Annotated in this window: 24 protein-coding genes; 11 read left to right on the top strand and 13 right to left on the bottom strand. The window is 60.0% G+C overall.

Annotated features, from left to right (window positions below; genetic code table 11):
- Window positions 1-42: 42 nt before the first annotated feature.
- Both purL and ACZ5FP_RS14500 read right to left on the bottom strand, forming a co-directional pair.
- The gene (gene purL, locus ACZ5FP_RS14505) at window positions 43-2274 is read right to left on the bottom strand and encodes a phosphoribosylformylglycinamidine synthase subunit PurL (RefSeq protein ID WP_464663280.1); all 2232 of its coding nucleotides are present in this window, start codon (window positions 2272-2274) and stop codon (window positions 43-45) included.
- A 306-nt stretch (window positions 2275-2580) separates the two neighbouring features.
- Window positions 2581-4002: an aminotransferase-like domain-containing protein gene (locus ACZ5FP_RS14500; protein WP_464660959.1), complete on the bottom strand. Its 1422-nt coding sequence runs from the start codon at window positions 4000-4002 to the stop codon at window positions 2581-2583.
- Window positions 4003-4095: 93 nt separating this feature from the next.
- Between ACZ5FP_RS14500 and ACZ5FP_RS14495 the strand changes: the two genes are divergently transcribed.
- Entirely contained in the window at window positions 4096-4341 is a 246-nt protein-coding gene (locus ACZ5FP_RS14495) for a DUF1127 domain-containing protein (RefSeq protein WP_464660958.1), read from the top strand.
- 146 nt (window positions 4342-4487) lie between these two features.
- Window positions 4488-4709 carry a DUF1127 domain-containing protein gene (locus ACZ5FP_RS14490; RefSeq protein ID WP_223612972.1) on the top strand — a complete coding sequence of 74 codons (222 nt, stop codon included), beginning with the start codon at window positions 4488-4490 and terminating at the stop codon, window positions 4707-4709.
- 45 nt (window positions 4710-4754) lie between these two features.
- Here the strand turns inward: ACZ5FP_RS14490 and ACZ5FP_RS14485 are convergent, their stop codons facing one another.
- The 5 genes from ACZ5FP_RS14485 to purC all read right to left on the bottom strand — a co-directional run bounded on the left by ACZ5FP_RS14485 (window position 4755) and on the right by purC (window position 7650).
- Window positions 4755-5171, bottom strand: coding sequence for a hypothetical protein (locus ACZ5FP_RS14485; RefSeq protein ID WP_223612973.1), 417 nt, complete (start codon window positions 5169-5171; stop codon window positions 4755-4757).
- 32 nt (window positions 5172-5203) lie between these two features.
- Window positions 5204-5863, bottom strand: a complete 660-nt coding sequence (locus ACZ5FP_RS14480; protein ID WP_105732448.1) for a glutathione S-transferase family protein — start codon at window positions 5861-5863, stop codon at window positions 5204-5206.
- 77 nt (window positions 5864-5940) lie between these two features.
- A complete protein-coding gene (purQ, locus tag ACZ5FP_RS14475; protein WP_182549117.1) occupies window positions 5941-6609 on the bottom strand; it encodes a phosphoribosylformylglycinamidine synthase subunit PurQ in 669 nt (222 codons plus the stop codon).
- A gap of 3 nt (window positions 6610-6612) precedes the next feature.
- Entirely contained in the window at window positions 6613-6852 is a 240-nt protein-coding gene (purS, locus tag ACZ5FP_RS14470; RefSeq protein ID WP_105732450.1) for a phosphoribosylformylglycinamidine synthase subunit PurS, read from the bottom strand.
- Window positions 6853-6885: 33 nt separating this feature from the next.
- Window positions 6886-7650, bottom strand: coding sequence for a phosphoribosylaminoimidazolesuccinocarboxamide synthase (gene purC, locus ACZ5FP_RS14465; protein ID WP_105732451.1), 765 nt, complete (start codon window positions 7648-7650; stop codon window positions 6886-6888).
- 312 nt (window positions 7651-7962) lie between these two features.
- On the opposite strand from purC, the gene ACZ5FP_RS14460 reads away from it, so the two are divergent.
- Window positions 7963-8280 carry a DUF1476 domain-containing protein gene (locus tag ACZ5FP_RS14460; RefSeq protein WP_223612975.1) on the top strand — a complete coding sequence of 106 codons (318 nt, stop codon included), beginning with the start codon at window positions 7963-7965 and terminating at the stop codon, window positions 8278-8280.
- A 195-nt stretch (window positions 8281-8475) separates the two neighbouring features.
- The gene (locus tag ACZ5FP_RS14455; protein WP_464660954.1) at window positions 8476-9252 is read left to right on the top strand and encodes an HpcH/HpaI aldolase family protein; all 777 of its coding nucleotides are present in this window, start codon (window positions 8476-8478) and stop codon (window positions 9250-9252) included.
- Between the two features lie 254 nt (window positions 9253-9506).
- On the opposite strand, the gene ACZ5FP_RS14450 is transcribed toward ACZ5FP_RS14455, so the two are convergent.
- Window positions 9507-10055 (bottom strand): RBBP9/YdeN family alpha/beta hydrolase, encoded by a 549-nt coding sequence (locus ACZ5FP_RS14450; RefSeq protein ID WP_464660952.1) that lies wholly within the window; start codon window positions 10053-10055, stop codon window positions 9507-9509.
- A 172-nt stretch (window positions 10056-10227) separates the two neighbouring features.
- Between ACZ5FP_RS14450 and ACZ5FP_RS14445 the strand changes: the two genes are divergently transcribed.
- Window positions 10228-11127, top strand: a complete 900-nt coding sequence (locus tag ACZ5FP_RS14445; protein ID WP_464660950.1) for a VOC family protein — start codon at window positions 10228-10230, stop codon at window positions 11125-11127.
- Window positions 11128-11192: 65 nt separating this feature from the next.
- Here ACZ5FP_RS14445 and purB read toward each other — a convergent pair whose 3' ends face one another.
- The 5 genes from purB to ACZ5FP_RS14420 all read right to left on the bottom strand — a co-directional run bounded on the left by purB (window position 11193) and on the right by ACZ5FP_RS14420 (window position 16181).
- Entirely contained in the window at window positions 11193-12500 is a 1308-nt protein-coding gene (gene purB, locus ACZ5FP_RS14440; RefSeq protein WP_223612979.1) for an adenylosuccinate lyase, read from the bottom strand.
- A 111-nt stretch (window positions 12501-12611) separates the two neighbouring features.
- On the bottom strand, window positions 12612-13349 hold the full coding sequence (locus tag ACZ5FP_RS14435) for a DUF2259 domain-containing protein (RefSeq protein WP_464660947.1): 738 nt from the start codon (window positions 13347-13349) through the stop codon (window positions 12612-12614).
- Window positions 13349-14023 (bottom strand): ribulose-phosphate 3-epimerase, encoded by a 675-nt coding sequence (gene rpe / locus ACZ5FP_RS14430; RefSeq protein WP_346305302.1) that lies wholly within the window; start codon window positions 14021-14023, stop codon window positions 13349-13351. The genes ACZ5FP_RS14435 and rpe overlap by 1 nt, the downstream gene beginning before the upstream one ends.
- Window positions 14024-14091: 68 nt before the next feature.
- Complete coding sequence (locus ACZ5FP_RS14425) at window positions 14092-15099, bottom strand: P1 family peptidase (RefSeq protein ID WP_464660945.1); 1008 nt, start codon at window positions 15097-15099, stop codon at window positions 14092-14094.
- On the bottom strand, window positions 15099-16181 hold the full coding sequence (locus ACZ5FP_RS14420; protein WP_464660943.1) for a branched-chain amino acid ABC transporter substrate-binding protein: 1083 nt from the start codon (window positions 16179-16181) through the stop codon (window positions 15099-15101). The genes ACZ5FP_RS14425 and ACZ5FP_RS14420 overlap by 1 nt, the downstream gene beginning before the upstream one ends.
- Before the next feature lie 228 nt (window positions 16182-16409).
- Here ACZ5FP_RS14420 and ACZ5FP_RS14415 point away from each other — a divergent pair, with 228 nt between their 5' ends.
- Genes ACZ5FP_RS14415 through ACZ5FP_RS14390 form a run of 6 tightly spaced genes read left to right on the top strand, consistent with a single transcriptional unit; the run spans window position 16410 to window position 21804 of the window.
- The gene (locus ACZ5FP_RS14415) at window positions 16410-16910 is read left to right on the top strand and encodes a flavin reductase (RefSeq protein ID WP_374042771.1); all 501 of its coding nucleotides are present in this window, start codon (window positions 16410-16412) and stop codon (window positions 16908-16910) included.
- A gap of 18 nt (window positions 16911-16928) precedes the next feature.
- Window positions 16929-17855, top strand: a complete 927-nt coding sequence (locus tag ACZ5FP_RS14410; protein WP_403176049.1) for an AAA family ATPase — start codon at window positions 16929-16931, stop codon at window positions 17853-17855.
- Between the two features lies 1 nt (window position 17856).
- Window positions 17857-19113 carry a vWA domain-containing protein gene (locus ACZ5FP_RS14405; RefSeq protein ID WP_464660940.1) on the top strand — a complete coding sequence of 419 codons (1257 nt, stop codon included), beginning with the start codon at window positions 17857-17859 and terminating at the stop codon, window positions 19111-19113.
- A gap of 19 nt (window positions 19114-19132) precedes the next feature.
- A complete protein-coding gene (locus ACZ5FP_RS14400; RefSeq protein ID WP_464660939.1) occupies window positions 19133-19465 on the top strand; it encodes an XdhC family protein in 333 nt (110 codons plus the stop codon).
- 9 nt (window positions 19466-19474) lie between these two features.
- On the top strand, window positions 19475-20188 hold the full coding sequence (locus tag ACZ5FP_RS14395) for an XdhC family protein (RefSeq protein ID WP_464660937.1): 714 nt from the start codon (window positions 19475-19477) through the stop codon (window positions 20186-20188).
- Entirely contained in the window at window positions 20185-21804 is a 1620-nt protein-coding gene (locus ACZ5FP_RS14390) for an NTP transferase domain-containing protein (protein ID WP_464660935.1), read from the top strand. The genes ACZ5FP_RS14395 and ACZ5FP_RS14390 overlap by 4 nt, the downstream gene beginning before the upstream one ends.
- Window positions 21805-21806: the final 2 nt, after the last annotated feature.

Here is a 21806-nt window from a genome sequence, read left to right as displayed (position 1 = left end):
TTCTGTCTCCCAAACTTTCGCCTGTCCTTTACCGGGACAGGATCATGCAGCCTGTGTTTCTTCGCCGTCCTGACCGCTCATGTAGCCAGGGAACCACGATTCGTGTGCTTTTGTCAGGTCTGCTACTGATATGGAGGCGAGGCCCTCGATCGTCAATGTGCTGCCGCCGACCGTGCCCAGCTTGCGGAACGGAACGCCCGACCCCTCGGCATTGAGCGTGACGAAGTTGGCCATGTCAGGCGCAACGGCAATGAGATAACGCGCCTGATCTTCACCAAAAAGCAGGGCATGTGCCGGGCCTTCACCGACGGTGACCTTGGCGCCCTTGGCCGCAGCCATGCACATCTCGGCGAGCGCAATGCCAAGCCCGCCGTCGGACAGGTCATGGCAGGCGGTGATCTGGCCGTTGCGGATGGCCGAGCGGACAAAATTGCCGTTGCGCTTCTCGATGTTGAGGTCGACCGGCGGGGGTGGGCCGTCGGCACGGCCATGCAGGTCGCGCAGGTAGACCGACTGGCCGAGATGCGTGCCGTCGCCGCCGATGAGGATCAGCACGTCACGCTCGTGCATGCCGCCGATCTTGGCTGTCTTCGACCAGTCAGGGATCAGTCCGACACCGGCAATGGTGGGTGTCGGCAGGATCGCCTGGCCGTTGGTTTCGTTATAGAGCGACACGTTGCCGGAAACGATGGGGAAGGCGAGCGCGCGGCAGGCATCGCCGATGCCGCCAATGGCCTTGACCAGCTGTCCCATGATTTCAGGACGTTCCGGATTGCCGAAATTGAGATTGTCGGTGGCAGCGAGCGGTTCAGCGCCGACAGCCGTCAGGTTGCGCCAGCATTCGGCGACAGCCTGCTTGCCGCCCTCATAGGGATCGGCTTCGCAGTAGCGCGGGGTGACGTCGGAGGAGAAGGCAAGCGCCTTGCTGCGGTGACCTTCGACACGCACCACACCGGCATCGCCGCCGGGAACCTGCAGCGAATTGCCCTGAATCAGCGTGTCGTACTGTTCGTAGACCCAGCGGCGCGACGACAGATCGGGTGAGCCGATCAGCTTCAGCAGTGCGGCGCCATAATCATCGACATCGGGAACGCTGGCGGCGGGCAGCGGTGCATGCTTGCCGGGTTCCATCCATGGACGGTCATATTCGGGCGCCTGATCGCCAAGATCCTTGATCGGCAGATTGGCGACTTCCTCACCCTGATGGATGACGCGGAAACGCAGATCGTCCGTGGTGTAGCCGACGATGGCGAAATCCAGGCCCCATTTCTTGAAGATCGCCTCGGCTTCCGCTTCCTTTTCCGGACGCAGAACCATGAGCATGCGCTCCTGACTTTCCGACAGCATCATTTCATAGGCGGTCATGCGCTCTTCGCGCACCGGCACGTCATCGAGGTTCAGCCGGATGCCGAGATTGCCCTTGGCGCCCATTTCCACGGCGGAGCAGGTGAGACCCGCCGCGCCCATGTCCTGAATGGCGATGACGGCACCCGATGCCATCAGTTCCAGCGAGGCTTCAAGCAGGCATTTTTCCGTGAAGGGATCGCCGACCTGAACGGTCGGGCGCTTCTCTTCGATCGATTCATCGAATTCCGCCGATGCCATCGTGGCACCGCCGACGCCATCGCGGCCGGTCTTGGCACCGAGATAGACAACGGGAAGGCCGACGCCCTTGGCTTCGGACAGGAAGATCGCATTGGTCTTGGCAAGGCCGGCGGCAAAAGCGTTGACCAGGATGTTGCCGTTGTAGCGGGCATCGAAATTGACTTCACCGCCGACAGTGGGAACGCCGAAGGAATTGCCGTAACCGCCGACACCTTCGACCACGCCCGATACGAGGTGGCGCGTCTTCGGGTGCGATGGAGCGCCGAAGCGCAGCGCGTTCATGGCCGCGATTGGCCGGGCACCCATGGTGAACACATCGCGCAGGATACCACCGACACCGGTCGCCGCACCCTGATAGGGCTCGATATAGGACGGGTGGTTGTGGCTCTCCATCTTGAAGACAACGCAGTCGCCATCGCCGATATCGACAACACCGGCGTTTTCGCCGGGACCCTGAATGATCTGCGGTCCGGTTGTCGGCAGGGTACGCAGCCATTTCTTCGAGGATTTGTAGGAGCAATGCTCGTTCCACATGGCCGAGAAGATGCCGAGCTCGGTAAAGCTGGGTTCACGTCCGATCAGGTCGAGAATGCGTTGATATTCGTCCGGCTTGAGCCCGTGCGAAGCAACGAGTTCCGGCGTGATCTGGATTGTGTTGGAGAGAACCATCGGTAATACCAATTCCATTGCGCTTTTCTTGGGTTCTCTTAGAGCAATTTGCACGGGGAATACACCGTCTAACGCGGAAAAATTGTCGCTTGCCGCGTTTCGTCAACAGGTGGTGTCGGATGGTAAATCGTATCAGCCTTGCATGGCGCTTGGTACGTGGTTCGACAAGCTCACCATGAGGGACGTGGTTTGGCTGCAATGCCAATCGCAAAGGTTGCAGAATATAACTCCTTGCAATCCTGACCCTCCCTCATGGTGAGCTTGTCGAACCACGTACCAAGCGCCATGCAATAGCCTTCAGAGCACTCACGAATAGCTGTCATAGCTCGCGTTGTCGGTTTCCATCAGACGGCGCAGGATGGACAGGCCGTTTTCCACTTCACCGCGCGTTGCGGGTACCGAATAGCCAAACCGCACCCGGTGAAAGGTCTTTTCCGTCCGGCCCGGCTTGAATTCGTCCTCGTCGTCAATGAGGACACCCTCATTGAGCGCAGCGCTCTTGAAGGTCGCCGACAGCCATGGTTCCGGCAGTTTCACCCAGATAAACGGCGAATAGGGATGCGAGTTGATATCGAAACCGGCAAAGATCGATCGCGCCAGTGCTTCCCGCTCGGTGGTTTCTTCCCGGACCTTGACCCTGATGGCGTCGGCCTCGCCGGAATTAACCAGTTGCGCCCCGAGTTCCGCCATGAGGAACGGCATGCCGCCGGTGACCATCTTGTGGGCCGTCAGCACGCGCGATGCCAGATGCGGCGGGCAGGCAACCCAGCCACCGCGCACACCCGCCGCAACGGATTTCGACAGGCCGCCAATATGAAAGGTCCGCTCCGGCGCCAATTCGGCAAGCTTGACGTGATCAAGGCAGAGCAGCGAACCGTAAATCTCGTCCTCGATGATCCAGACATTGTAACGCCGGGCAATTTCGACAATGGCGCGGCGGTGTTCCTCGGAGAGGGTTGTGGCCGTCGGATTCTGCAGCGACGGCATCAGAAACACCAGCTTCGGGTGCTGCTGGGCGCAGAGCCGTTCAAAGTCATCCGGTGTGGCGCTGCCGTTCTCGGTGTTCATGATGATGCTGCGCCGCCCCATCAGATTGACGCTGCGCGCGGCGGAACAATAGGTCAAATCCTCGAAGGCGATACGGTCACCCGGTGTGGTAACGGCGGCAATGATCGCCAGAATGGCGGAATGCGCACCGAGCGTCGGTACAATCGAAGCGGCATCGGGCCGCCATTCCGCCGACCCGAGCCAGCGGCTTCCCGCCACTTGCCATGACAGGGGCAGGGTGCGGGAATAGCTGGCGATTTCGCCGGGATAGGACCGGGTGATATCCCGCAGAAAGCGGTCCATCACAACCGATTGCCCGACATCGATTGCCGCCGTGCTGTCGAGCCGGATATTGCCGGGCGCAATGACGGCGCTGCGCGTACCGCCGAAGGGTTCGGAGTGCTGGGCGGGTGGAAGCTGGATCAGCTTCGTCTCCTTGTGGTCAATGACATAGGTGCCCCGACCCACTTCGCCGCTGACAAGACCGCGCTCGCGGATGAGATTGTACGCCCGACCGACTGTGCCGATTGTCACCCCGATATCGAAGGCAAGATTGCGCTGCGGAGGCAATTTCGTGCCCGGTGCAAGCACGCCGCCGGCAATGTCCGATTCAATCCGCTCCGCAAGCTGCAGATAGAGCGGGCCTTTGCCGTGTTTCAGTTCCGGAAGCCAATTTGTCATGGTGACAATTATGTATGTTGCGATTCCAATTGAGTCAATCCATTACAATTAGCGATACAATTCGAGTCAATTCGGCTTGATAGGATGGATGTGATGAGTACAATTGGTGCAATCAGAAGGAAATCCGCCGGTGTAAGCAATGCGCGCGGCATTGCTTTGCCCAAATTGTCCCGGAGCAGGACGACAGTCCTGCGTCAAATTCTGGGCTGGATGTTGCATGCTGCCGCCAAACGGCGCAGCCGCGTGCATTTGAGCGAACTCAGCGACGAGCAATTGCTGGATATCGGTGTATCGCCTGCGCAGGCACGGCAGGAGTCCAAGCGATTTTTCTGGGATTGAACATCCGGTATGGCTGGCTGCTTCTTGAATTAAGCAACCGCCGTCGCTGCCAATGAGAATTACTGATACCCGCCCTCAGTAATATTGAATGAATCTTTTGTGATTTACCTATATATTGCATATTCAATCGTTTCAGGGAGGCGCATATGGGTACGACTTTTGTAGAACCTAACCGTCCCGCTATCCGGGGGCTGACCTATGCTTCACAGCCGGACTTCCTGTCACAGTTTGCCGGCTGGGTGGAAAGCGCCCTGATGAAACGGCGCACGCGGCTTCAGCTCGGCAAGCTGAGCGACGAAGGGCTCAAGGATCTTGCCTTGACCCGCGATCACGTCGAAGCCGATCTCGACCGTTATCTGTCGATGTGATGCCTCAAGCCGGCGCGTGACCGCACCGGCTTGCGTTTCCATTTATCAGCCGCGCGCGGTGCAGGACGGTTGCCCTGCTGCCCAGCGGCGTATGTCGGATTCAATGCGATTTCCCATGGAATGTCCCATCAGCGGGCCAAAGGCCTCAACCTTGGCCGGGTTGCCTTCCGCGTGAACAACCAGCAGCGGACGGCCGCCGGGATTGCCCGCCGGGACGACCAGGATGCGCGGGCGGCCGGAATAGGAATTCAGCTCCGGCGCGAGATGATAGGGCTTGAACGCCGAATCCTTCGACTTGAACCAGCAATTATTGGCGGCAAGGGCCACCCTCTCCATGGTGGCGAGGGCGGCCTTGTCCGAACCGAAGGCCAGAGAGCCAGGCCCCGGCTTGCTGGGTGATTGGCATCCGGCGAGCGCCACGAGCGAAATCATCATGGCAACGCCAATCGTCTGCATTTTCATCCAGCTATCTCCAATGATACAAGGGCGGTTGATCAGCTTGCCTCAAGTTCCCCGAGGAACACTTTCAAGGCATCCGTCATCTCGAACCAGACCAGCGATAGCACCGGATCCTGAACAATCAGTTGCTCATAGGCATCGAATTTCGGAAATGGCTCGAGCAGGCGCGAGCGGCGCGTCATCACCCGGAAATGGTTGAACAGAAAGCGGATCGGCGTCAGCCAGGCATCCGCCATGGTCATCTGCTTGCCCAGCGCATAGGGGCCATCTCCCATGCGGTGTTCGATTTCACGCAAACCGGCTTCCAGCTTGGCGAACAGTTTGGTGATCCGTGCGTCGTCCTTGGATTTGGTGTGAACGAGCTCGAAAAGCTCCATGACGGGAACGAGGATTTCCAGTTCGGCGATACGGGCGGCCATGCGCACCACGGCGCGGTCACGCGAGTCCGCCGGCAACAGAACCGGTTCGGGAAAATGCTCTTCGAGATATTCGGAGATTACCGTCGCTTCGATGATGGTCAGGCCCGAGCCTGTAATCAGCACCGGAATACGGTTGAACGGGGAAATGCTGCGGAACTCTTCGGGTATCGGAAAACCCGGCGGCGGCGCTACGACCTTGATGGGTGCCTTTTTGTAATAGGCGATGCAACGAACAATCGAGGAGTAGGGGGAGAGCGGCCGCGAATACAGTTTCATTCTCAATTCCTCCGTTTGAGTGCCGTTCCGGCCCATGGCGGGCCGGAACGGCATTGCTCAAGCGTATAGAATTTTACTCAGGCGGCAATCCCAAGAATGCCCGCAAACAGGGCGCGGCCATCGGAGCCGCCATGGGCAGCCTCAATCAAGTTCTCCGGATGCGGCATCATACCGAGAACATTGCCTTTTTCACTGATGATACCGGCGATGTCATTCATCGCGCCGTTCGGGTTTGTACCCTCCGCATAGCGGAAAACCACCTGGCCTTCGCCTTCGATGCGGGCCAAAGTCGTTTCGTCAGCGAAGAAATTGCCGTCATGGTGGGCAACCGGGCAGCGGACGATCTGGCCATGCGAATAACCGCGGGTGAAGGCGGTGTTGGCATTGGTCACTTCCAGCTTCACTTCGCGGCAGACGAATTTCAGCGATGCGTTGCGCATCAGGGCGCCGGGCAGCAGGCCTGCTTCCTGCAAAATCTGGAAGCCGTTGCACACGCCCATGACCATGACGCCCTTGTCGGCCTTTTCGCGGATCGCCTGCATGACGGGCATGCGCGCGGCAATGGCGCCGCAGCGCAGATAGTCGCCATAGGAGAACCCGCCGGGAATGACGATCAGGTCGACATCGGGAATTTCGGTGTCCGTCTGCCAGACCGTCTGCGGTGCATGGCCGGAGATTTTCGTCAGCGCCGCAATCATGTCACGGTCGCGATTGAGGCCCGGGAGAAGAACGACAGCTGATTTCATCGCTTAAACGAGCTCCACCGCGTAATCTTCGATGACCGTATTGGCGAGCAGCTTTTCGCACATCGCCTTGACGTTGGCTTCGGCAACGGCGCGGTCCTTGGTGTCGATCTCCACATCAAAGATCTTGCCCTGGCGTACGGATGCAACGCCATCGAAACCAAGACTGCCCAGCGCGCCGACAATTGCCTTGCCCTGCGGGTCAAGAACGCCATTCTTCAAGGTTACAGTGACACGTGCCTTCATCGATCGTCTTCTCCGAGATTGTTCAATCAGCGATTATTTAACGAGAACCGGCCCGGTTGGCCGCAACTGTTCATTTTCATTCATGATGCCCAGACGGCGGGCGACTTCCTGATAGGCCTCGATCAGACCGCCCATATCACGACGGAACCGGTCCTTGTCCAGCTTTTCGCTGGTCTGGCTGTCCCACAGGCGGGCGGAATCGGGGGAAAACTCGTCGGCGACGACAATACGCATCATGTCGCCTTCCCACAGACGGCCGCATTCGATCTTGAAATCGACGAGCTGGATACCGACGCCGAGGAACAGGCCGCTGAGGAAGTCGTTGACGCGAATGGCCAGTGCCATGATGTCATCGATTTCCTGCGGCGCAGCCCAGCCAAAGGCCGTGATGTGCTCTTCGGAGACCATAGGATCGTCCAGAACGTCGTTTTTGTAGTAAAATTCGATGATCGAGCGCGGCAGGACCGTGCCCTCTTCGATTCCAAGACGTTTTGCCAGCGAACCCGCCGCAATGTTGCGGACGACCACCTGCAGGGGAATGATTTCGACTTCCTTGATCAGCTGCTCACGCATGTTGAGGCGGCGGATGAAGTGCGTCGGAATACCCATGCGGTTGAGCTGGGTGAAAATGTACTCGGAAATCCGGTTGTTCAAAACACCTTTGCCATCAATGACTTCGTGCTTCTTTGGATGCAGCACGGTGGTGTCGTCTTTGAAATGTTGGACAAGCGTTCCTGGCTCGGGTCCTTCGTAAAGGATTTTGGCTTTGCCTTCGTAGACACGGCGGCGACGGTTCATTGCAGGTCTCTGGTATTGGAGTTATCGGTCGGCCTTGGTCACAGCCGTCATGTTGGCGCGCTAACTATCGTAAAAGCAAGCATTCTACAATGATACTTTATGTAGGTCCCCGGATTTATGGGTTATATGGGCTTTTTACGACAATGTGACCCATGTTTGCCTGAAGAGGTTCATTTCAGACTTCCGATTTCGTGCAGAATGGTTATATGAACCTAAGAAACAATGCCTATCAGGGACTTGCCCTAAAAACGCCAAGACCGGGGAGGCATCTTTCACCGGAATGACCAATTCATTTTGCGGGAGCAAGAGAGGATGACAATGGAAGATCGCGAAAATGCCTTTGAAAGCAAATATGCGCATGACGCGGAGGTTCGCTTTCGGGCAGAAGCACGGCGCAACAAGCTGATTGGCCTTTGGGCAGCGGAAAAGCTGGGCAAGACCGGCGAAGAAGCGGAAGCCTATGCGCTTGAAGTCATCAAGGCGGATTTCCAGGAAGCCGGTGATGACGACGTTTTCCGCAAGATCCGCGCCGATTTCGATGCGGCAGGTGTCGACAAATCCGACCACCGCATCCGCCGTACAATGGATGAAATGCTGGAAGAAGCCATCCGCCAGATCCAGGGATCCTGATCTGTCCTGATCGGTCTTCGTAAAAACCGCCCTTCCAGGGCGGTTTTTTGTTGGCACTATCCCGTTGTTTTTGCTTCGCTCCCAATGGTCCTTTGATTCTGACATTTGCCTGAATGGCTTGTGTCAAAGGGGGGCAAATGTCAGAATCGGACTACAAGCCGAGTCGGCCATCAGCAACAATTTCCGGGAGAGATCATGTCGCTAGCATCACGTCTGAGGGCGGGAGAAACGGTTTTTTCCGCCTGGTGCAACCTGCCTCATCCGCTGGTCATGGAAACCCTGTGCCGGACGGATTTCACCGCCTTCATGCTCGACATGCAGCACGGCCCGTTCGATACGGAATCGGTTCTGCAAAGCATCGGTATCATCCAGAGCGCAGGCAAGCATACGGTGGTGCGCATTCCCGTCGACCGGTTCGACATGGCAAGCCGGGCACTGGACTTCGGCGCCGAGGGCATTATCGCCCCGATGATCAATTCGGTTGAAGATGCGCGGCGTTTTGCTGCTTCCATGAAATACCCGCCAGTCGGTGAGCGGTCTTGGGGGCAGTTGCGCGGGCGTCCGGCAAGCTATGGCGCCAGCGGTTCCGGCGGGTATCTGACCGAAGTCAATGCCAAGACGCTGGCTTTCGCGATGATCGAAACCCGTGCCGCCTTTACTGCGCTGGACGGCATTCTGACTGTCGACGGCATTGACGGCGTCTTTGTCGGCCCCGCGGATTTTTCCATCGGCTGGAGCAACGGGGCTGAGGTGGATGCCGGATCGCAGGCGATCATCGAACCGCTGCGGGAAATTGCCGCCAAGGCACGCGCCGCAGGCAAGCTCTGCGGCATCTACGCGCCCAATGCCGAACTGGCAAAACGGTTCACCGGTCTCGGTTTCACCTATGTTCCCGTTTCCGTCGACACGGCCTATCTGCAGCTCGGTGTGCAGACATTGCTGGCAGCCGTTAGAGCATCGGGCGATAAATAAGACGTGTTCTGCCGGAGGGAATTTGGTTCAAGGTCGAGGGGGTTGGCGAGACCGATGCCTTTCCATCGGGCGAAGCCGAGGCCCGATGGAATTGGGCCAAATTTACCCGGCCCTTCGGGTTTCCGGCTGGCGGACACCCACTTTGTCAGGCAGCTTCGTCCGATGGATGAACATCGGCCTCGCTACCTTCCGCGTGGATTGTCTCGCCATCCGCGAAACAGAACTACGTCCGATTTACCGCCCGATGCTCTAAATCATAGTTGCGAAATAAATTTCGCAAAGACCATCGTGCCTTCCGGCCAGGGTCCATGGCCGGATTCGGCATTGAGGTGGCCTGATTCACCGGCATCGATGAACAGGGATCCCCAGGCCGCCGCCAGGTCTTCTGCAACGGCATATTCGCAATAGTGATCATTGCGGCTGGCAACGACGATGGACGGAAATGTGAACGGCTCGCGCGGGTAGGGGCCGAATGTCATCAGGTGCTTCGGCCGGATTTTCGGGTTTGACACGTCGGGCGGTGTCACCAGGAAAGCGCCTTTGATCTTGCTGCCGATCTGCGGCAATGCCTGCACAAAGGTCGGCACCCCCAGGGAATGCGCGACAACGACAACGGGCAGGGTCGCTTCGTTGACGGACTTGACCACTTCCGCCACCCAGGCCGCAAGCACAGGCTTCGACCATTCCTTCTGCTCGACGCGCCGTGCCGTGGAAAGCTTGGCCTCCCAGCGCGTCTGCCAGTGATCGGGACCGGAATTGGTGTAACCGGGAATGATGAGGATATCAGCGTCTTTGACTTTCATGCTCCCCATTTAGGAAAAATATCGGGGAACCGCAACGCCACAAGATTGTAAACAATCCGGATTTGATGGTTCGCGAATGGTGAACATGCTGTTCGCCGCTGCGCGGCTTGTATCTGTTGATGTAACGACCGACTTTAGATGCGATGTAACAGGTGGATCGCCGGGAGTGCACATGAAGGTCACACGCAGAGATGTTGTCGGCGGTGCCGGAATATTGGCTTTCCAGGCGATTGCGGGATCAGCCCGCGCGGAGACAGATATGAACAGTGTTCCCTTTGCAGCAACGGCCCCGACCCATGTGTCAAAAGTTGGCATCAAGGCGAGGGATGCCGATCAGCTGGCGAAATATTACAGCGAGGTTGTCGGCTTGCGGGAACTCTCCCGCAAGGGGCAGACGATCATCCTTGGAGCAGGTGAGATGCCTTTGCTCGAAATCGAGCAGGCGGCGGCGATCCGTGCCGACGATCCGCACAGCGCTGGCCTCTATCACACAGCTTTTCTGCTGCCGCGCCGGGTCGATCTTGCCCGGTGGGCGCGGCGCGCCATCGACCAGCGTACGCCGATTGTCGGCGCATCGGACCATATTGTGAGCGAGGCCATCTATCTGACGGACCCGGAAGGCAATGGCATCGAGATTTATGCGGATCGCCCGCATGAGAACTGGAAATGGAACGGTTCATCCGTCGAGATGGGCACCGCTGCGCTGGATGTCGGTAATCTGCTTGGCGCGCTGAAGCCGGATACGGCGGAATGGAATGGCGCGCCCGATGGCGCCATGGTTGGCCATCTGCATCTGCGGGTCGGCAATGCCGGGGACGCGGAGGCATGGTGGCATCGTGAGCTCGGCATGCAGACTGTTGCCGGTTTCGGCGGCAGTGCCGTGTTCCTGTCCACCGGCGGCTACCATCACCATGTTGCTGCCAATTCCTGGCAGAGCAAGGGTGCAGGCAAGCGGGACAATGACCGTTCCGGTCTCGCCTGGGCCGAATTCGTGTCGAGCGATGCCCGGGACGAGCGGGAAATCGTCGATCCCTGGGGCAATGTGATGCGCATCGTACCGGCAAAGGCCTGACCGCTTTCTGCCACAACAAAAAGCCCGCGAAACCGCGGGCTTTTCTTTTGATCAATGCGACGCGTTCAAGCTTCGCCGAACACGCGCCTGAAAATCGTGTCGACATGCTTGGTATGATAGCCAAGGTCGAATTTCTCGCGGATGGTCTGTTCCGGCAGCGCGGCGCGGACGTCCGCGTCGGCCAGCAGCTCCTCGAGGAAGTCCTTGCCCTGTTCCCAGACCTTCATCGCGTTGCGCTGAACGAGGCGGTAGGAATCCTCGCGGGACACACCGGCCTGCGTGAGGGCAAGCAGAACGCGCTGGGAGTGGATCAGGCCACGGAACTTGTTCATGTTTTTCAGCATGTTGTCCGGATAGACCAGCAGCTTGTCGATGACGCCGGTCATGCGGGCAAGGGCGAAATCAAGCGTGATCGTCGCGTCCGGGCCGATCATGCGCTCGACGGACGAATGCGAAATGTCGCGCTCGTGCCAGAGCGCCACATTTTCCATGGCGGGCAGGGCAAAGGCGCGCACCATGCGGGCGAGGCCGGTCATGTTTTCCGTCAGCACCGGATTGCGCTTGTGCGGCATGGCGGACGAACCCTTCTGGCCGGGGGAGAAATATTCCTCCGCTTCCAGAACTTCCGTGCGCTGCAGGTGGCGAATTTCAACGGAAAGGCGCTCGATGGACGAGGCGATGACGCCAAGCGTGGCAAAATACATGGCGTGGCGGTCACGCGGGATGACCTGCGTGGAGACCGGTTCCGGCTCCATGCCCAGCGACTTGGCCACATGCTCTTCGACATAGGGATCGATATTGGCGAACGTGCCGACAGCGCCGGAAATGGCGCAGGTGGCGATCTCGGCGCGTGCGGCCACGAGACGGGTGCGGCAGCGCTCGAATTCGGCATAGGCCTGTGCCAGCTTGACGCCGAACGTGGTCGGCTCGGCATGGATACCGTGGCTGCGGCCGATGGTGACCGTGTCCTTGTGCTCGAAGGCACGCTTCTTGAGGGCTGCCAGCAGCTTGTCGAGGTCAGCCAGAAGGATGTCGCTGGCGCGCATCAGCTGGACGTTGAAACAGGTGTCGAGCACGTCGGACGAGGTCATGCCCTGATGCACGAAGCGCGCGTCAGGACCGACGATCTCAGCCAGATGCGTCAGGAAGGCGATGACGTCGTGCTTGGTCTCACGCTCGATCTCGTCGATGCGGTCGATATCGAATGTCGCGGCGCCGCCTTTTTCCCAGATCGTTGCAGCGGCTTCCTTGGGGATGACGCCGAGTTCCGCCAGCGCATCGCAGGCATAGGCCTCGATTTCGAACCAGATGCGGAATTTCGTTTCCGGGGACCAGATGGCGACCATTTCGGGCCGCGAATAACGCGGGATCATTGTGTGTTCCTATAGGCAATCGATGGGCGGATGAGTGTGAGACCTGCTCTAACAGACCAAGCCGCAGTACTCAACGTGGCTTTTCAGCCTGCAAAGCTATATGGCCGTGAATCACTGTTGCGTGGTGACCGCCAGCCAGCGGTAATCGGGGCCTTCAAAGCCGATGGAACGGACTGCGATCAGAATGGCAAGGGCAGGTTTGCCATCCGGCAGATAGAAGGTCTGGACGGCGCCGATGCTGTAGCCTTGCGGGCAATTGCGGCTCGACGGGATGGATTTGTCTTCGTGCAGCGTCCTGATATCGGCGGATGCGCCCTGCTGGATCGTCAGGCGAAACCCTTTGTACATCTCCGGTTCCGGGCATTTGTCCGGGCGCGGGACATCGATTTCCTGCAGTTGCACCGTCAGCGGCTCGTCCATGGGAGGGAAAACCGGGCGCGGATTGAACGTTGTCTTGAACTTGTCGGCCGACAGTTCGGTGATCGGGTTGGCTGCGACCGTATCGCCTGCATTGGCGCGCAGTTCCGTGTCGGCAAGCCCGGTCAGCCCCTGTGCATCCCGGCCAGCCTTTTCGCGGGCATCGGCGAGAGAGGCCTTTTCATCGTCGAGGCGCACCCGCACCGGTGTCTTGGGAAGAAAGGCGTCGGTTGCCGTGTCGATATAATAGCGGTTGGCGTAAGGAAAACCGGAACCATCCTGGACGCCGTATTCCTCGAAGGCAAAAACCTTGCCGTCTTTGGAAAAGCCAAGAATGTCAAGTTTTGCAACATCTCCTGCCCGTGCCGCCACTGGCGAAAAACCCACGACCAGAACGGCGAGGGCGGCGCGAAGCAGGAGGGAAAGGCGCATCACGAGCCCTTGATGGTTGCGTTGCGGATCAGCTCGATATTGGCGCGGTAGCTTGCTTCCGATCCGCCCTTGAACACGGCAGAACCGGCAACCAGCGCATTGGCGCCCGCCTGTGTTGCCAATCCGGCGGTGTCGGCGGTAATCCCGCCATCCACTTCCAGATCGATCGGGCGGTCGCCGATCATCGCCTTGACCTTGCGGATCTTGTCCAGGGTTTCGGAAATGAATTTCTGGCCGCCAAAGCCGGGATTGACGGTCATGACCAAGATAAGATCGACGTCATTCAGCATGTATTCGATGGCAGATTCCGGCGTTCCCGGATTGATGGCGATGCCGGCCTTCTTGCCAAGGGCGCGAATGGCCTGCAGCGAGCGGTGGGCGTGCGGTCCGGCCTCGGCATGAATGGTGATGATATCTGAGCCAGCCTTGGCAAAGGCTTCGAGATAGGGATCGCACGGCGCAATCATCAGATGGGTGTCGAAAACCGCTGAGGTCAACGGGCGGATTGCCTTGACCACTTCGGGGCCGAAGGTGATGTTCGGCACGAAATGGCCGTCCATGACGTCGATATGCACCCAATCGGCCCCTGCCTTGAGCACGGTGGTGACTTCCGAACCGAGCTTCGAAAAGTCGGAAGCGAGAATGGACGGGGCGATGACAAGCGGGCGGCTCATGGCGTTCTCCGGTAGAAATGTTGTGCGCGCCCGTTACCACGCGCGTCCGGACCGCACAATGAAAACCGTCAGGGCCGGGTGTTCCACACAGGAAACAGGTCGTTTGGAGCCGCTGTTGCCGCAAACACGCCGCGCGCGACGGCCCGTGCCATGGTGGAAGCCGCTGCTGCGCACAATTCGATGAATTCGTCGATCTCGGGCGCGCGGCCGGCGGTGCCGGTTGCAAGGGCAAACACCAGATCGCCGTCGAATGGCGTATGCGAGGGCCAGATGGCGCGGGCAAAGCCGTCATGCGCCGCAATGGCGAGACGTTTGGCCTGTGCCTTGGTCAATTGCAGGTCCGTGGCGATGACACCGATGGTCGTGTTGGTGTCCGTTGCCGCTTCCTTGAATTTTGTCTTGATCTCCGCCGCGTCGGCGGGAAGCGGATGCGGCAGGCCAAGTCCGCCGAACTCGTCGCCAATCTCGAAGGGAGCGGCCCAGAAGTGGCGGCTGCGCCCGACGGTCACCGATCCCAGCGCATTGACGGCCACCAGCGCGCCCATTGTCGCGCCGTTCGGCAGGATGGATGAGGCCGAACCGAGCCCGCCCTTCAGGCCGGTCACCAGCGCGCCCGTACCGGCGCCGGTGCTACCGAGGGCAAAATCGCGCGATGCGGATTGCACGGCCTGATAGCCAAGCTCGCGATAGGGCGGATAAAGGCCCCAATCCTTGTCGCCGCCATTGATCAGGTCAAACAGGATGGCGGCAGGGACGATCGGAATGCGCTGGCCGCCAACCTTGAAGCCGATGCGCTTTTCGCGCAGGGCCGCCTGCACGCCCGATGCGGCATCGAGGCCAAAGGCCGAACCGCCTGACAGAACCAGTGCATTGATGGTTTCAACCGTGTTGTGCGGCTCGAGCAGATCGGTTTCCCGGGTGCCGGGCGCGCCGCCAAGAACCTGTACGGCGGCCGTCGCAGGTTCATCGCAGAGGATGACGGTGGTTCCCGATTTGATGGTTGCATCCGCGGCATTGCCGATGCTCAGACCAGCGACATCGGTGATGAGGTTGCGCGGCCCTGTCTTCAGCGGCATCAGTTGGTCTCCTGCACGAACTGTTTTCCATCATAGCGCTGCAGGCGAAACGTATCGGCAATGCGCTCGCCGCGGGCGTCGAACTGCACGGGGCCGATGGCGGTTTCAAAGACGTTTTTCCTGAGAAGATCGGATAGGGAAGCGGCCTGGGCCTGCGCGGTTGTCAGCAGCTGGACGGCAACTTCCGCTGCGGCGTAGGCGGGAATGGCATAACCTTCGGGCACTTTGCCGGCGAGTTCCATGGCGTTGCTGGCATTGCGGGCGCTTTCGAGGGTCTCCGGATCGCGCGGTGCAATCATCAGCGTTCCCACGGACAGATCGCCGCCGCTGGCGGTCGCTTTCAGCGATTCACCACCGATGATCGTCAGGGGATAGTTGAGCACGACGGCGCTGCGGCCGATGGCAGCGACGTCATCCCGTTCGCCGCCGACGAAAACCTGTGTCGCTCCGGCCCGCTTCAGGCGCCCGACCAGCGCGTTCTGATTGTCGAGGCCGGGGCGATAGGTATCGGCAAACACAGGCTTCAGTCCCTTTTCCTCGAGGCGCCCCCGCACCGTGGCGGCGATCTCACGGCCGAAAATCGTGCCGTCGTCGATGATGGCGAAGGGTGTTGTCCGCCAGAGGTTCACCAGTATGTCGCCGGTCTCACGGGCGGCATTGCGCTCGGAGGAGGCAATGCGGAACACCGGATAGGGCGTATCTGCGCGCATTTCCGTCAGGGTCAAATCCCGAACCCCGGGTGTAATGACGGCAATGCCCTTCTGCCCGAGGATGGGCAGGGCGGCTTCAAGCGATTCCGTGCAGAGAAAACCGATCACAATCGTCGCATTGGCCAGCACCATTTCCCGGGCGGCGGCGGCCCCGCCTGCCGCATCGCATTTGTCGTCGGCGGTCACAACGCTGATGTCCTGCCCCTGCTTGTTGCCGGCAACCGCGGCATTGGCACCGTCGACCAACTGATTGCCAAGCCGCGCAAAGGAACCGGAGAGCGGTGCAATGACGCCGATCTTGTCCTGTGCATAGGCGACGCTGCCGAACAACAGGCACAGACCAAGCGTCGCGGCTCGTATAATGGGATTCATTGCGATATTGCCGTACCTTCGAGATGGCGGATGACGAAACTTTCGATTTGGGTAACTGTTTCCTTCACTCTGTGCAATCCGGCTCTATATAAAAGGGTAAGCATAGCGCGATAATATTGGCTCGTTCCGCCGGAAAGAGTCCAAGCCGCAGAAAAAATATTCTACAGCTATAGTTCGGGCGCGTGTTGCGTTAGTGATGATTTGGACAACGGAAATAAAACTGTGCTCATCGCCAAGGACCAGAAAATAGAACCTCTCGCATTCCGCAATGCCATGAGTCATTTTGCGGAAGCGGTCCACGTCATTACCACCGATGGACCGGCGGGCAGACGCGGCGTGACCATTTCTGCCGCATGTTCCGTATCCGACAATCCGGCCACCATTCTGGTTTGTTTGAACCGGCAGCACGAATTCAATCATCTCTTCATCGAAAACCAGGTTTTCGCGCTGAACGTGCTTTCGGCGGACCAGCGGGCGATTTCCGAGGCCTTTTCCGGCAAGGGGGATTTGCCGCAGGAAGACCGGTTTGCCCTCGGGCAGTGGCAAACGCTGCAAACCGGCGCGCCGGTGCTGATGAATGCATTGGCCAGTTTTGATTGCCGCATCATTGCCACCCATGAGGTTGCCACGCATTATGTCATCTATGGCAAGGTCACCGCGCTCAACACCGGGGAGCGCGGCCAGTCGCTTGTCTATCTCAACCGCTCCTATCATGGTGTAGGGGAATAGGTCCAAAACGGAGATTTCATGGCCGACCAGACTGTTTCATCATTGCCGCAATCGATCGACGCGACGCTGGCACTGCTTGAAACCGGCGGCTATGTGGCAGACCGGGCGCTGGCGACGGTGCTGTTTCTCAGCCTGCGGATGAAACGGCCCCTGTTTCTTGAAGGCGAAGCCGGTGTCGGCAAGACCGAGATTGCCAAGGTTCTTGCGTCGACGCTGGATCGGCCGCTGATCCGCCTGCAATGCTATGAAGGCCTCGATATCTCCTCCGCCGTGTATGAATGGAATTACGCCGCGCAGATGATCGAGATCAGGCTGGATGAGGCGACCGGCATAGCCGACAAGACAGCCATCGAACGCAATGTCTTTTCCGAGAAATTCCTGATCCGGCGGCCGGTTCTGCAGGCGCTTTCGGGCCAACCTGGCCGGGCGCCGGTGTTTCTGATCGATGAGCTGGACAGGACCGATGAGGCCTTCGAGGCTTTTCTGCTGGAAGTTCTGTCGGACTATCAGGTGACGGTGCCGGAACTCGGCACCATTGTCGCCGCCGAACCGCCGATTGTCATCATCACCACCAACCGCACGCGGGAAATCCACGACGCCCTGAAGCGCCGCTGTCTCTATCACTGGGTGGATTATCCCTCGGCGGAACGGGAGCTGGAAATCGTCCGGCGCAAGGTGCCAGCCGCCAATGAGCGGCTGTCGGCGGAAATTGTCCGCTACGTGCAGAAATTGCGCGACATGGACCTTTTCAAGCTGCCCGGCGTCGCCGAAACCATCGACTGGGCGGGGGCCTTGACCGAAATGGACAAGCTGGCGCTCGATCCGGAAACCATCTCCGACACCATCGGTGTGCTGCTCAAATATCAGGACGATATTGCGCGCATCGCAACGGGCGAAGGGCGGCGCATTCTCGATGAGGTCAAGGCAGAATTGAACGCGGCTTGAGATGGAGACATTCGCTTCTTCCCCGCAAACTCCCCGGCAGGACAGTCGGCTGGCGGACAATATCGTCTATTTTGCCAGGACCCTGCGCAAGGCAGGTTTGCGGGTCGGCCCGGCAGCGGTCAAGGATGCCATCGAGGCGGTGCTTGCCGGCGGCATCGGTGCGCGCGACGATTTTTACTGGACGCTGCACAGCGTGCTTGTCACCAGACGCGAGGATCACGCCACCTTTGACGAGGCATTCCGGCTGTACTGGCGCTCGCGCGAGCTGATCGAGAAAATGCTGGCGATGTTCTCGCCGGTTGCCGTGGCACGGGAACGGCCGAAGCCGAAGGCGGCGGAAGCGCGTGTTGCCGAAGCGCTGTTCAAGGGCACGGCCCGCAACGCGCCGCAAGAGCGGCCGCCGGACATCGATATCGATGCGCGTTTCACCTTTTCCGGCAGGGAAGTGCTGCGGTCGAAGGATTTCGCCCAGATGACCGCCGATGAACTGGCGCAGGCGCGGCGCGCCATGGATCAGCTCCGCCTGCCGGTCGATGAAGTGCCCACGCGTCGCTTCCGGGCCGATCCGAAGGGCCCGCGCATCGATCCCAGGGCGATGATGCGGTCGAGCCTGAAAACCGGCGGCGACCTCATCCTGCCGAAATTCCGGTCGCGGCGGGAAATTCACCCGCCCCTGGTGGTTCTTGCCGATATTTCCGGCTCGATGAGCCAGTATACCCGCATTTTCCTGCATTTCATGCATGCGATGATGGCCAAGCGCCGCCGCGTGCATTGTTTTGTCTTCGGAACGCGCCTCAGCAACATCACCCGCCCGCTGCGTTACCGCGACCCGGACGATGCGATTGCGCACTGCACCGGCGCCGTGCACGACTGGTCGGGCGGAACGCGCATCGGCGAGACGCTGCGTGTGTTCAATCGTCAGTGGTCGCGCCGGGTGCTCGGGCAGGGAGCGGTGGTGCTGCTGATTACCGATGGCCTTGAGCGCGAGGAAACCAGCGGGCTTGAAGCGGAGATGGAACGGCTGGCAAAATCCTGCCGCCGCCTGATCTGGCTGAACCCGCTGCTGCGCTTTGAAGGTTTCGAGCCGCGCGCCCGCGGCGTCAGGGCCATGCTGCCCTATGTCGATGATTTTCGCGCCGTGCACAATCTCGATGCGCTGGAGGATTTGTGCCAGGCATTGAGCCGCCCATCGGAAAAGCGCGATGATCCCAAGCGCTGGTTGCAAAGTTCTTCCCAGCAACCCAGCTTATACGCATAATGGTGCGGGAGGCATGGTCATGACACAACAAAGCACAAGTGAACACGATCCGCTGCTCGTTGCCGAGCGCTGGATGTCCGGCGGCCGTGACGTTGCTATTGCCACGGTCGTCGAAACCTGGGGATCGGCGCCGCGTCCGGTCGGCAGTCACCTTGTCATTGACGAAAAGGGCAATTTTGAAGGCTCGGTTTCCGGCGGCTGCGTCGAGGGTTCGGTGATCGCCGAGGCCATGGACGTGATCACCACGGGCGAACCCCGGCTGCTGGAGTTTGGTGTTGCCGACGAAACGGCCTGGCAGGTCGGGCTGTCCTGCGGCGGCCGCATCAAAGTCTATGTTGAACGGCTTGGCTGAGAGTGCATCATGGATCCCTACTGCCTCAAGAAACTGAATATTGAACGCCGGGCCCGCAGGGCGGCGCTGCTGTTGACGGATATCGGCGACGGCCGCGACCGGGTCATCCGGGAGGGCGATCCCGTCGCCGGGCAACTCGGCGAAGTGATCGCGAAGGCATTCCTGTCCGGACAGTCCGGTGTCGCCGCGGTCGACGGCCGGTCGTTCTTTCTCAACGTTCACCTGCCGCCGCCGCGTCTCGTGGTGATCGGCGCCGTGCATATCAGCCAGGCGCTGGCGCCGATGGCACGGCTGGCGGGCTACGACATGGAGATCATCGATCCGCGCACGGCCTTCGCCACGCCGGACCGTTTTCCCGATGTGCGGCTTCTGGCCGAATGGCCGCAGGATGCGCTGAAAGCCCGTCCGCTCGATGCCTATACGGCTGTTGCCGTGGTGACTCACGACCCGAAGATTGACGATTATGCGCTGGAACAGGCCGTGAAGGCCGGATGCTTCTATATCGGTGCGCTCGGCAGCCGCAAAACCCATGCCAAGCGGGTGGAGCGGTTGCAGGCACTCGGCCTAGACGAGCAAAGCATTGCCGCCATCCATGCGCCGATCGGCCTCGACATCGGTGCGGCAAGTCCGGCGGAAATTGCCGTCGCCGTGCTGGCTGAAGTCATCAAGGCCTTCCGGGCACGCCGGCTGCGTACGGCCCAAACACTGGAAAAGACCGCATGATTTTCGGCGATATACCTCTCGATCAGGCCATCGGTGCCATTCTCGCCCATTCCACCCATGCGGGCGCGGTGAAGCTGAAGAAGGGCCATGTCCTGACGGCGGACGATATCGGGCAATTGCGCGGTGCCGGCGTTACCCATGTCACGGCGGCGCGCCTTGATGCCGGTGACGTCGAGGAAAATGCCGCTGCCCGGCAGATAACCGCTGCCCTGCGGTGCTTCGGCATTCAGGCCGGCCCTGCCTCCACCGGACGGGTGAACTGCTACGCGCAGACCGGTGGGCTTTTTACGGTGGATGCCGACCTGATCAATGCGATCAATTCGGTGGATGCATCGGTCACGATAGCCACGCTCAAACCGTTCGAGCGGGTGGAGCCGGGGCAGATGGTTGTCACCATCAAGATCATCCCGTTTGCCGTATCGAAGGCCGTTCTCGATGAAATCGCCACGCTTGCACAGCAGCGTGATGCTTTTGGTGTTCATGCCTTTTCCGGTGCCCGCGTCGGCCTGATCCAGACGACGCTTGCGTCGGTGAAACCCTCCGTGCTCGACAAGACCATGCGGGTTGTCGATGCGCGCGTGAGCGCCAGCGGCGGGAGCCTGATCGGAGAATTGCGCCCGGTCCACGAGACAGCTGCGCTGGCGGCATCCATCCGGCAGATGCACCGAAACAGCGATATGGTGATCATTTTCGGCGCGTCCGCCGTGGTCGACAGGGATGACGTGGTTCCTGCGGCCATCCGGGATGTGGGGGGCATTGTTCATCATGTCGGCATGCCCGTCGATCCCGGCAACCTGCTGGTGCTGGGCGAACTCGGCGGCAAGCCGGTTATCGGCGCGCCCGGCTGTGCCCGAAGCCCGAAGGAAAATGGATTTGACTGGGTGATCGACCGGCTCCTGGCCGATATTCCGGTCACCAAGGCGGATATTGTCGGTATGGGCGTTGGCGGCCTGCTGATGGAAATTCCAACCCGGCCACAGCCAAGAGACCCCAGGCCGCCGCTGCCAAGACCGGCGGTCGCCATAGCCGTTCTCGCCGCCGGGCGGTCGAGCCGCATGGGCGGCGCCAACAAATTATTGGCCACGTTCGACGGCGTGCCGCTGATCCGCCGGTCAGTGGAACTGGCAGTCCAGGCCGGAGGCGAGCCAGTGATTGCCGTGCTCGGCTACATGGCGCAGGAATGCAGCGCCGCGCTGGACGGGCTGCCCGTGAGCATTGTGCTCAACACGGATCATGCCAGCGGGCTTGCCTCGTCATTGCACGCGGCCATCCGTCACGTTCCGGCATCCTCGGACGGCGTCATGATCATGCTTGCGGATATGCCTGCCTTGTCAGCATCCGATCTGCAAACCATGATCCGGCAATTCCAGGGTGTCGGCGGGCAAACGGTCGTCCGCGCAACCTTCAAGGGCAAACGCGGCAATCCCGTCATCCTGCCGCGCTTCCTCTTCGACGAGGTTTTTACGCTGGCCGGCGATGTCGGCGCACGGCATCTGGTGGAGCGTGGCGATATTCCGGTCATTGATGTAGAGCTTGGCGAAGCGGCGGCCATTGACGTCGACACGCCCGATATGCTTCGGCTGGCCGGCGGCACCATCGTGGCAGCGGCACGATAATC

Source organism: Phyllobacterium sp. T2-21 (assembly GCF_055378485.1).
Note: the sequence above shows the minus strand (reverse complement) of the source record. Positions and strands in the feature narration are given on the sequence as shown.

Bases quoted from the DNA above. Each gene is read 5' to 3' on its own strand.
- purL (WP_464663280.1), bottom strand. From the start codon at position 2,274: ATGGTTCTCTCCAACACAATCCAGATCACGCCGGAACTCGTTGCTTCG.
- ACZ5FP_RS14500 (WP_464660959.1), bottom strand. From the start codon at position 4,002: ATGACAAATTGGCTTCCGGAACTGAAACACGGCAAAGGCCCGCTCTAT.
- ACZ5FP_RS14495 (WP_464660958.1), top strand. From the start codon at position 4,096: ATGAGTACAATTGGTGCAATCAGAAGGAAATCCGCCGGTGTAAGCAAT.
- ACZ5FP_RS14490 (WP_223612972.1), top strand. From the start codon at position 4,488: ATGGGTACGACTTTTGTAGAACCTAACCGTCCCGCTATCCGGGGGCTG.
- ACZ5FP_RS14485 (WP_223612973.1), bottom strand. From the start codon at position 5,171: ATGAAAATGCAGACGATTGGCGTTGCCATGATGATTTCGCTCGTGGCG.
- ACZ5FP_RS14480 (WP_105732448.1), bottom strand. From the start codon at position 5,863: ATGAAACTGTATTCGCGGCCGCTCTCCCCCTACTCCTCGATTGTTCGT.
- purQ (WP_182549117.1), bottom strand. From the start codon at position 6,609: ATGAAATCAGCTGTCGTTCTTCTCCCGGGCCTCAATCGCGACCGTGAC.
- purS (WP_105732450.1), bottom strand. From the start codon at position 6,852: ATGAAGGCACGTGTCACTGTAACCTTGAAGAATGGCGTTCTTGACCCG.
- purC (WP_105732451.1), bottom strand. From the start codon at position 7,650: ATGAACCGTCGCCGCCGTGTCTACGAAGGCAAAGCCAAAATCCTTTAC.
- ACZ5FP_RS14460 (WP_223612975.1), top strand. From the start codon at position 7,963: ATGACAATGGAAGATCGCGAAAATGCCTTTGAAAGCAAATATGCGCAT.
- ACZ5FP_RS14455 (WP_464660954.1), top strand. From the start codon at position 8,476: ATGTCGCTAGCATCACGTCTGAGGGCGGGAGAAACGGTTTTTTCCGCC.
- ACZ5FP_RS14450 (WP_464660952.1), bottom strand. From the start codon at position 10,055: ATGAAAGTCAAAGACGCTGATATCCTCATCATTCCCGGTTACACCAAT.
- ACZ5FP_RS14445 (WP_464660950.1), top strand. From the start codon at position 10,228: ATGAAGGTCACACGCAGAGATGTTGTCGGCGGTGCCGGAATATTGGCT.
- purB (WP_223612979.1), bottom strand. From the start codon at position 12,500: ATGATCCCGCGTTATTCGCGGCCCGAAATGGTCGCCATCTGGTCCCCG.
- ACZ5FP_RS14435 (WP_464660947.1), bottom strand. From the start codon at position 13,349: ATGCGCCTTTCCCTCCTGCTTCGCGCCGCCCTCGCCGTTCTGGTCGTG.
- rpe (WP_346305302.1), bottom strand. From the start codon at position 14,023: ATGAGCCGCCCGCTTGTCATCGCCCCGTCCATTCTCGCTTCCGACTTT.
- ACZ5FP_RS14425 (WP_464660945.1), bottom strand. From the start codon at position 15,099: ATGCCGCTGAAGACAGGGCCGCGCAACCTCATCACCGATGTCGCTGGT.
- ACZ5FP_RS14420 (WP_464660943.1), bottom strand. From the start codon at position 16,181: ATGAATCCCATTATACGAGCCGCGACGCTTGGTCTGTGCCTGTTGTTC.
- ACZ5FP_RS14410 (WP_403176049.1), top strand. From the start codon at position 16,929: ATGGCCGACCAGACTGTTTCATCATTGCCGCAATCGATCGACGCGACG.
- ACZ5FP_RS14405 (WP_464660940.1), top strand. From the start codon at position 17,857: ATGGAGACATTCGCTTCTTCCCCGCAAACTCCCCGGCAGGACAGTCGG.
- ACZ5FP_RS14400 (WP_464660939.1), top strand. From the start codon at position 19,133: ATGACACAACAAAGCACAAGTGAACACGATCCGCTGCTCGTTGCCGAG.
- ACZ5FP_RS14395 (WP_464660937.1), top strand. From the start codon at position 19,475: ATGGATCCCTACTGCCTCAAGAAACTGAATATTGAACGCCGGGCCCGC.
- ACZ5FP_RS14390 (WP_464660935.1), top strand. From the start codon at position 20,185: ATGATTTTCGGCGATATACCTCTCGATCAGGCCATCGGTGCCATTCTC.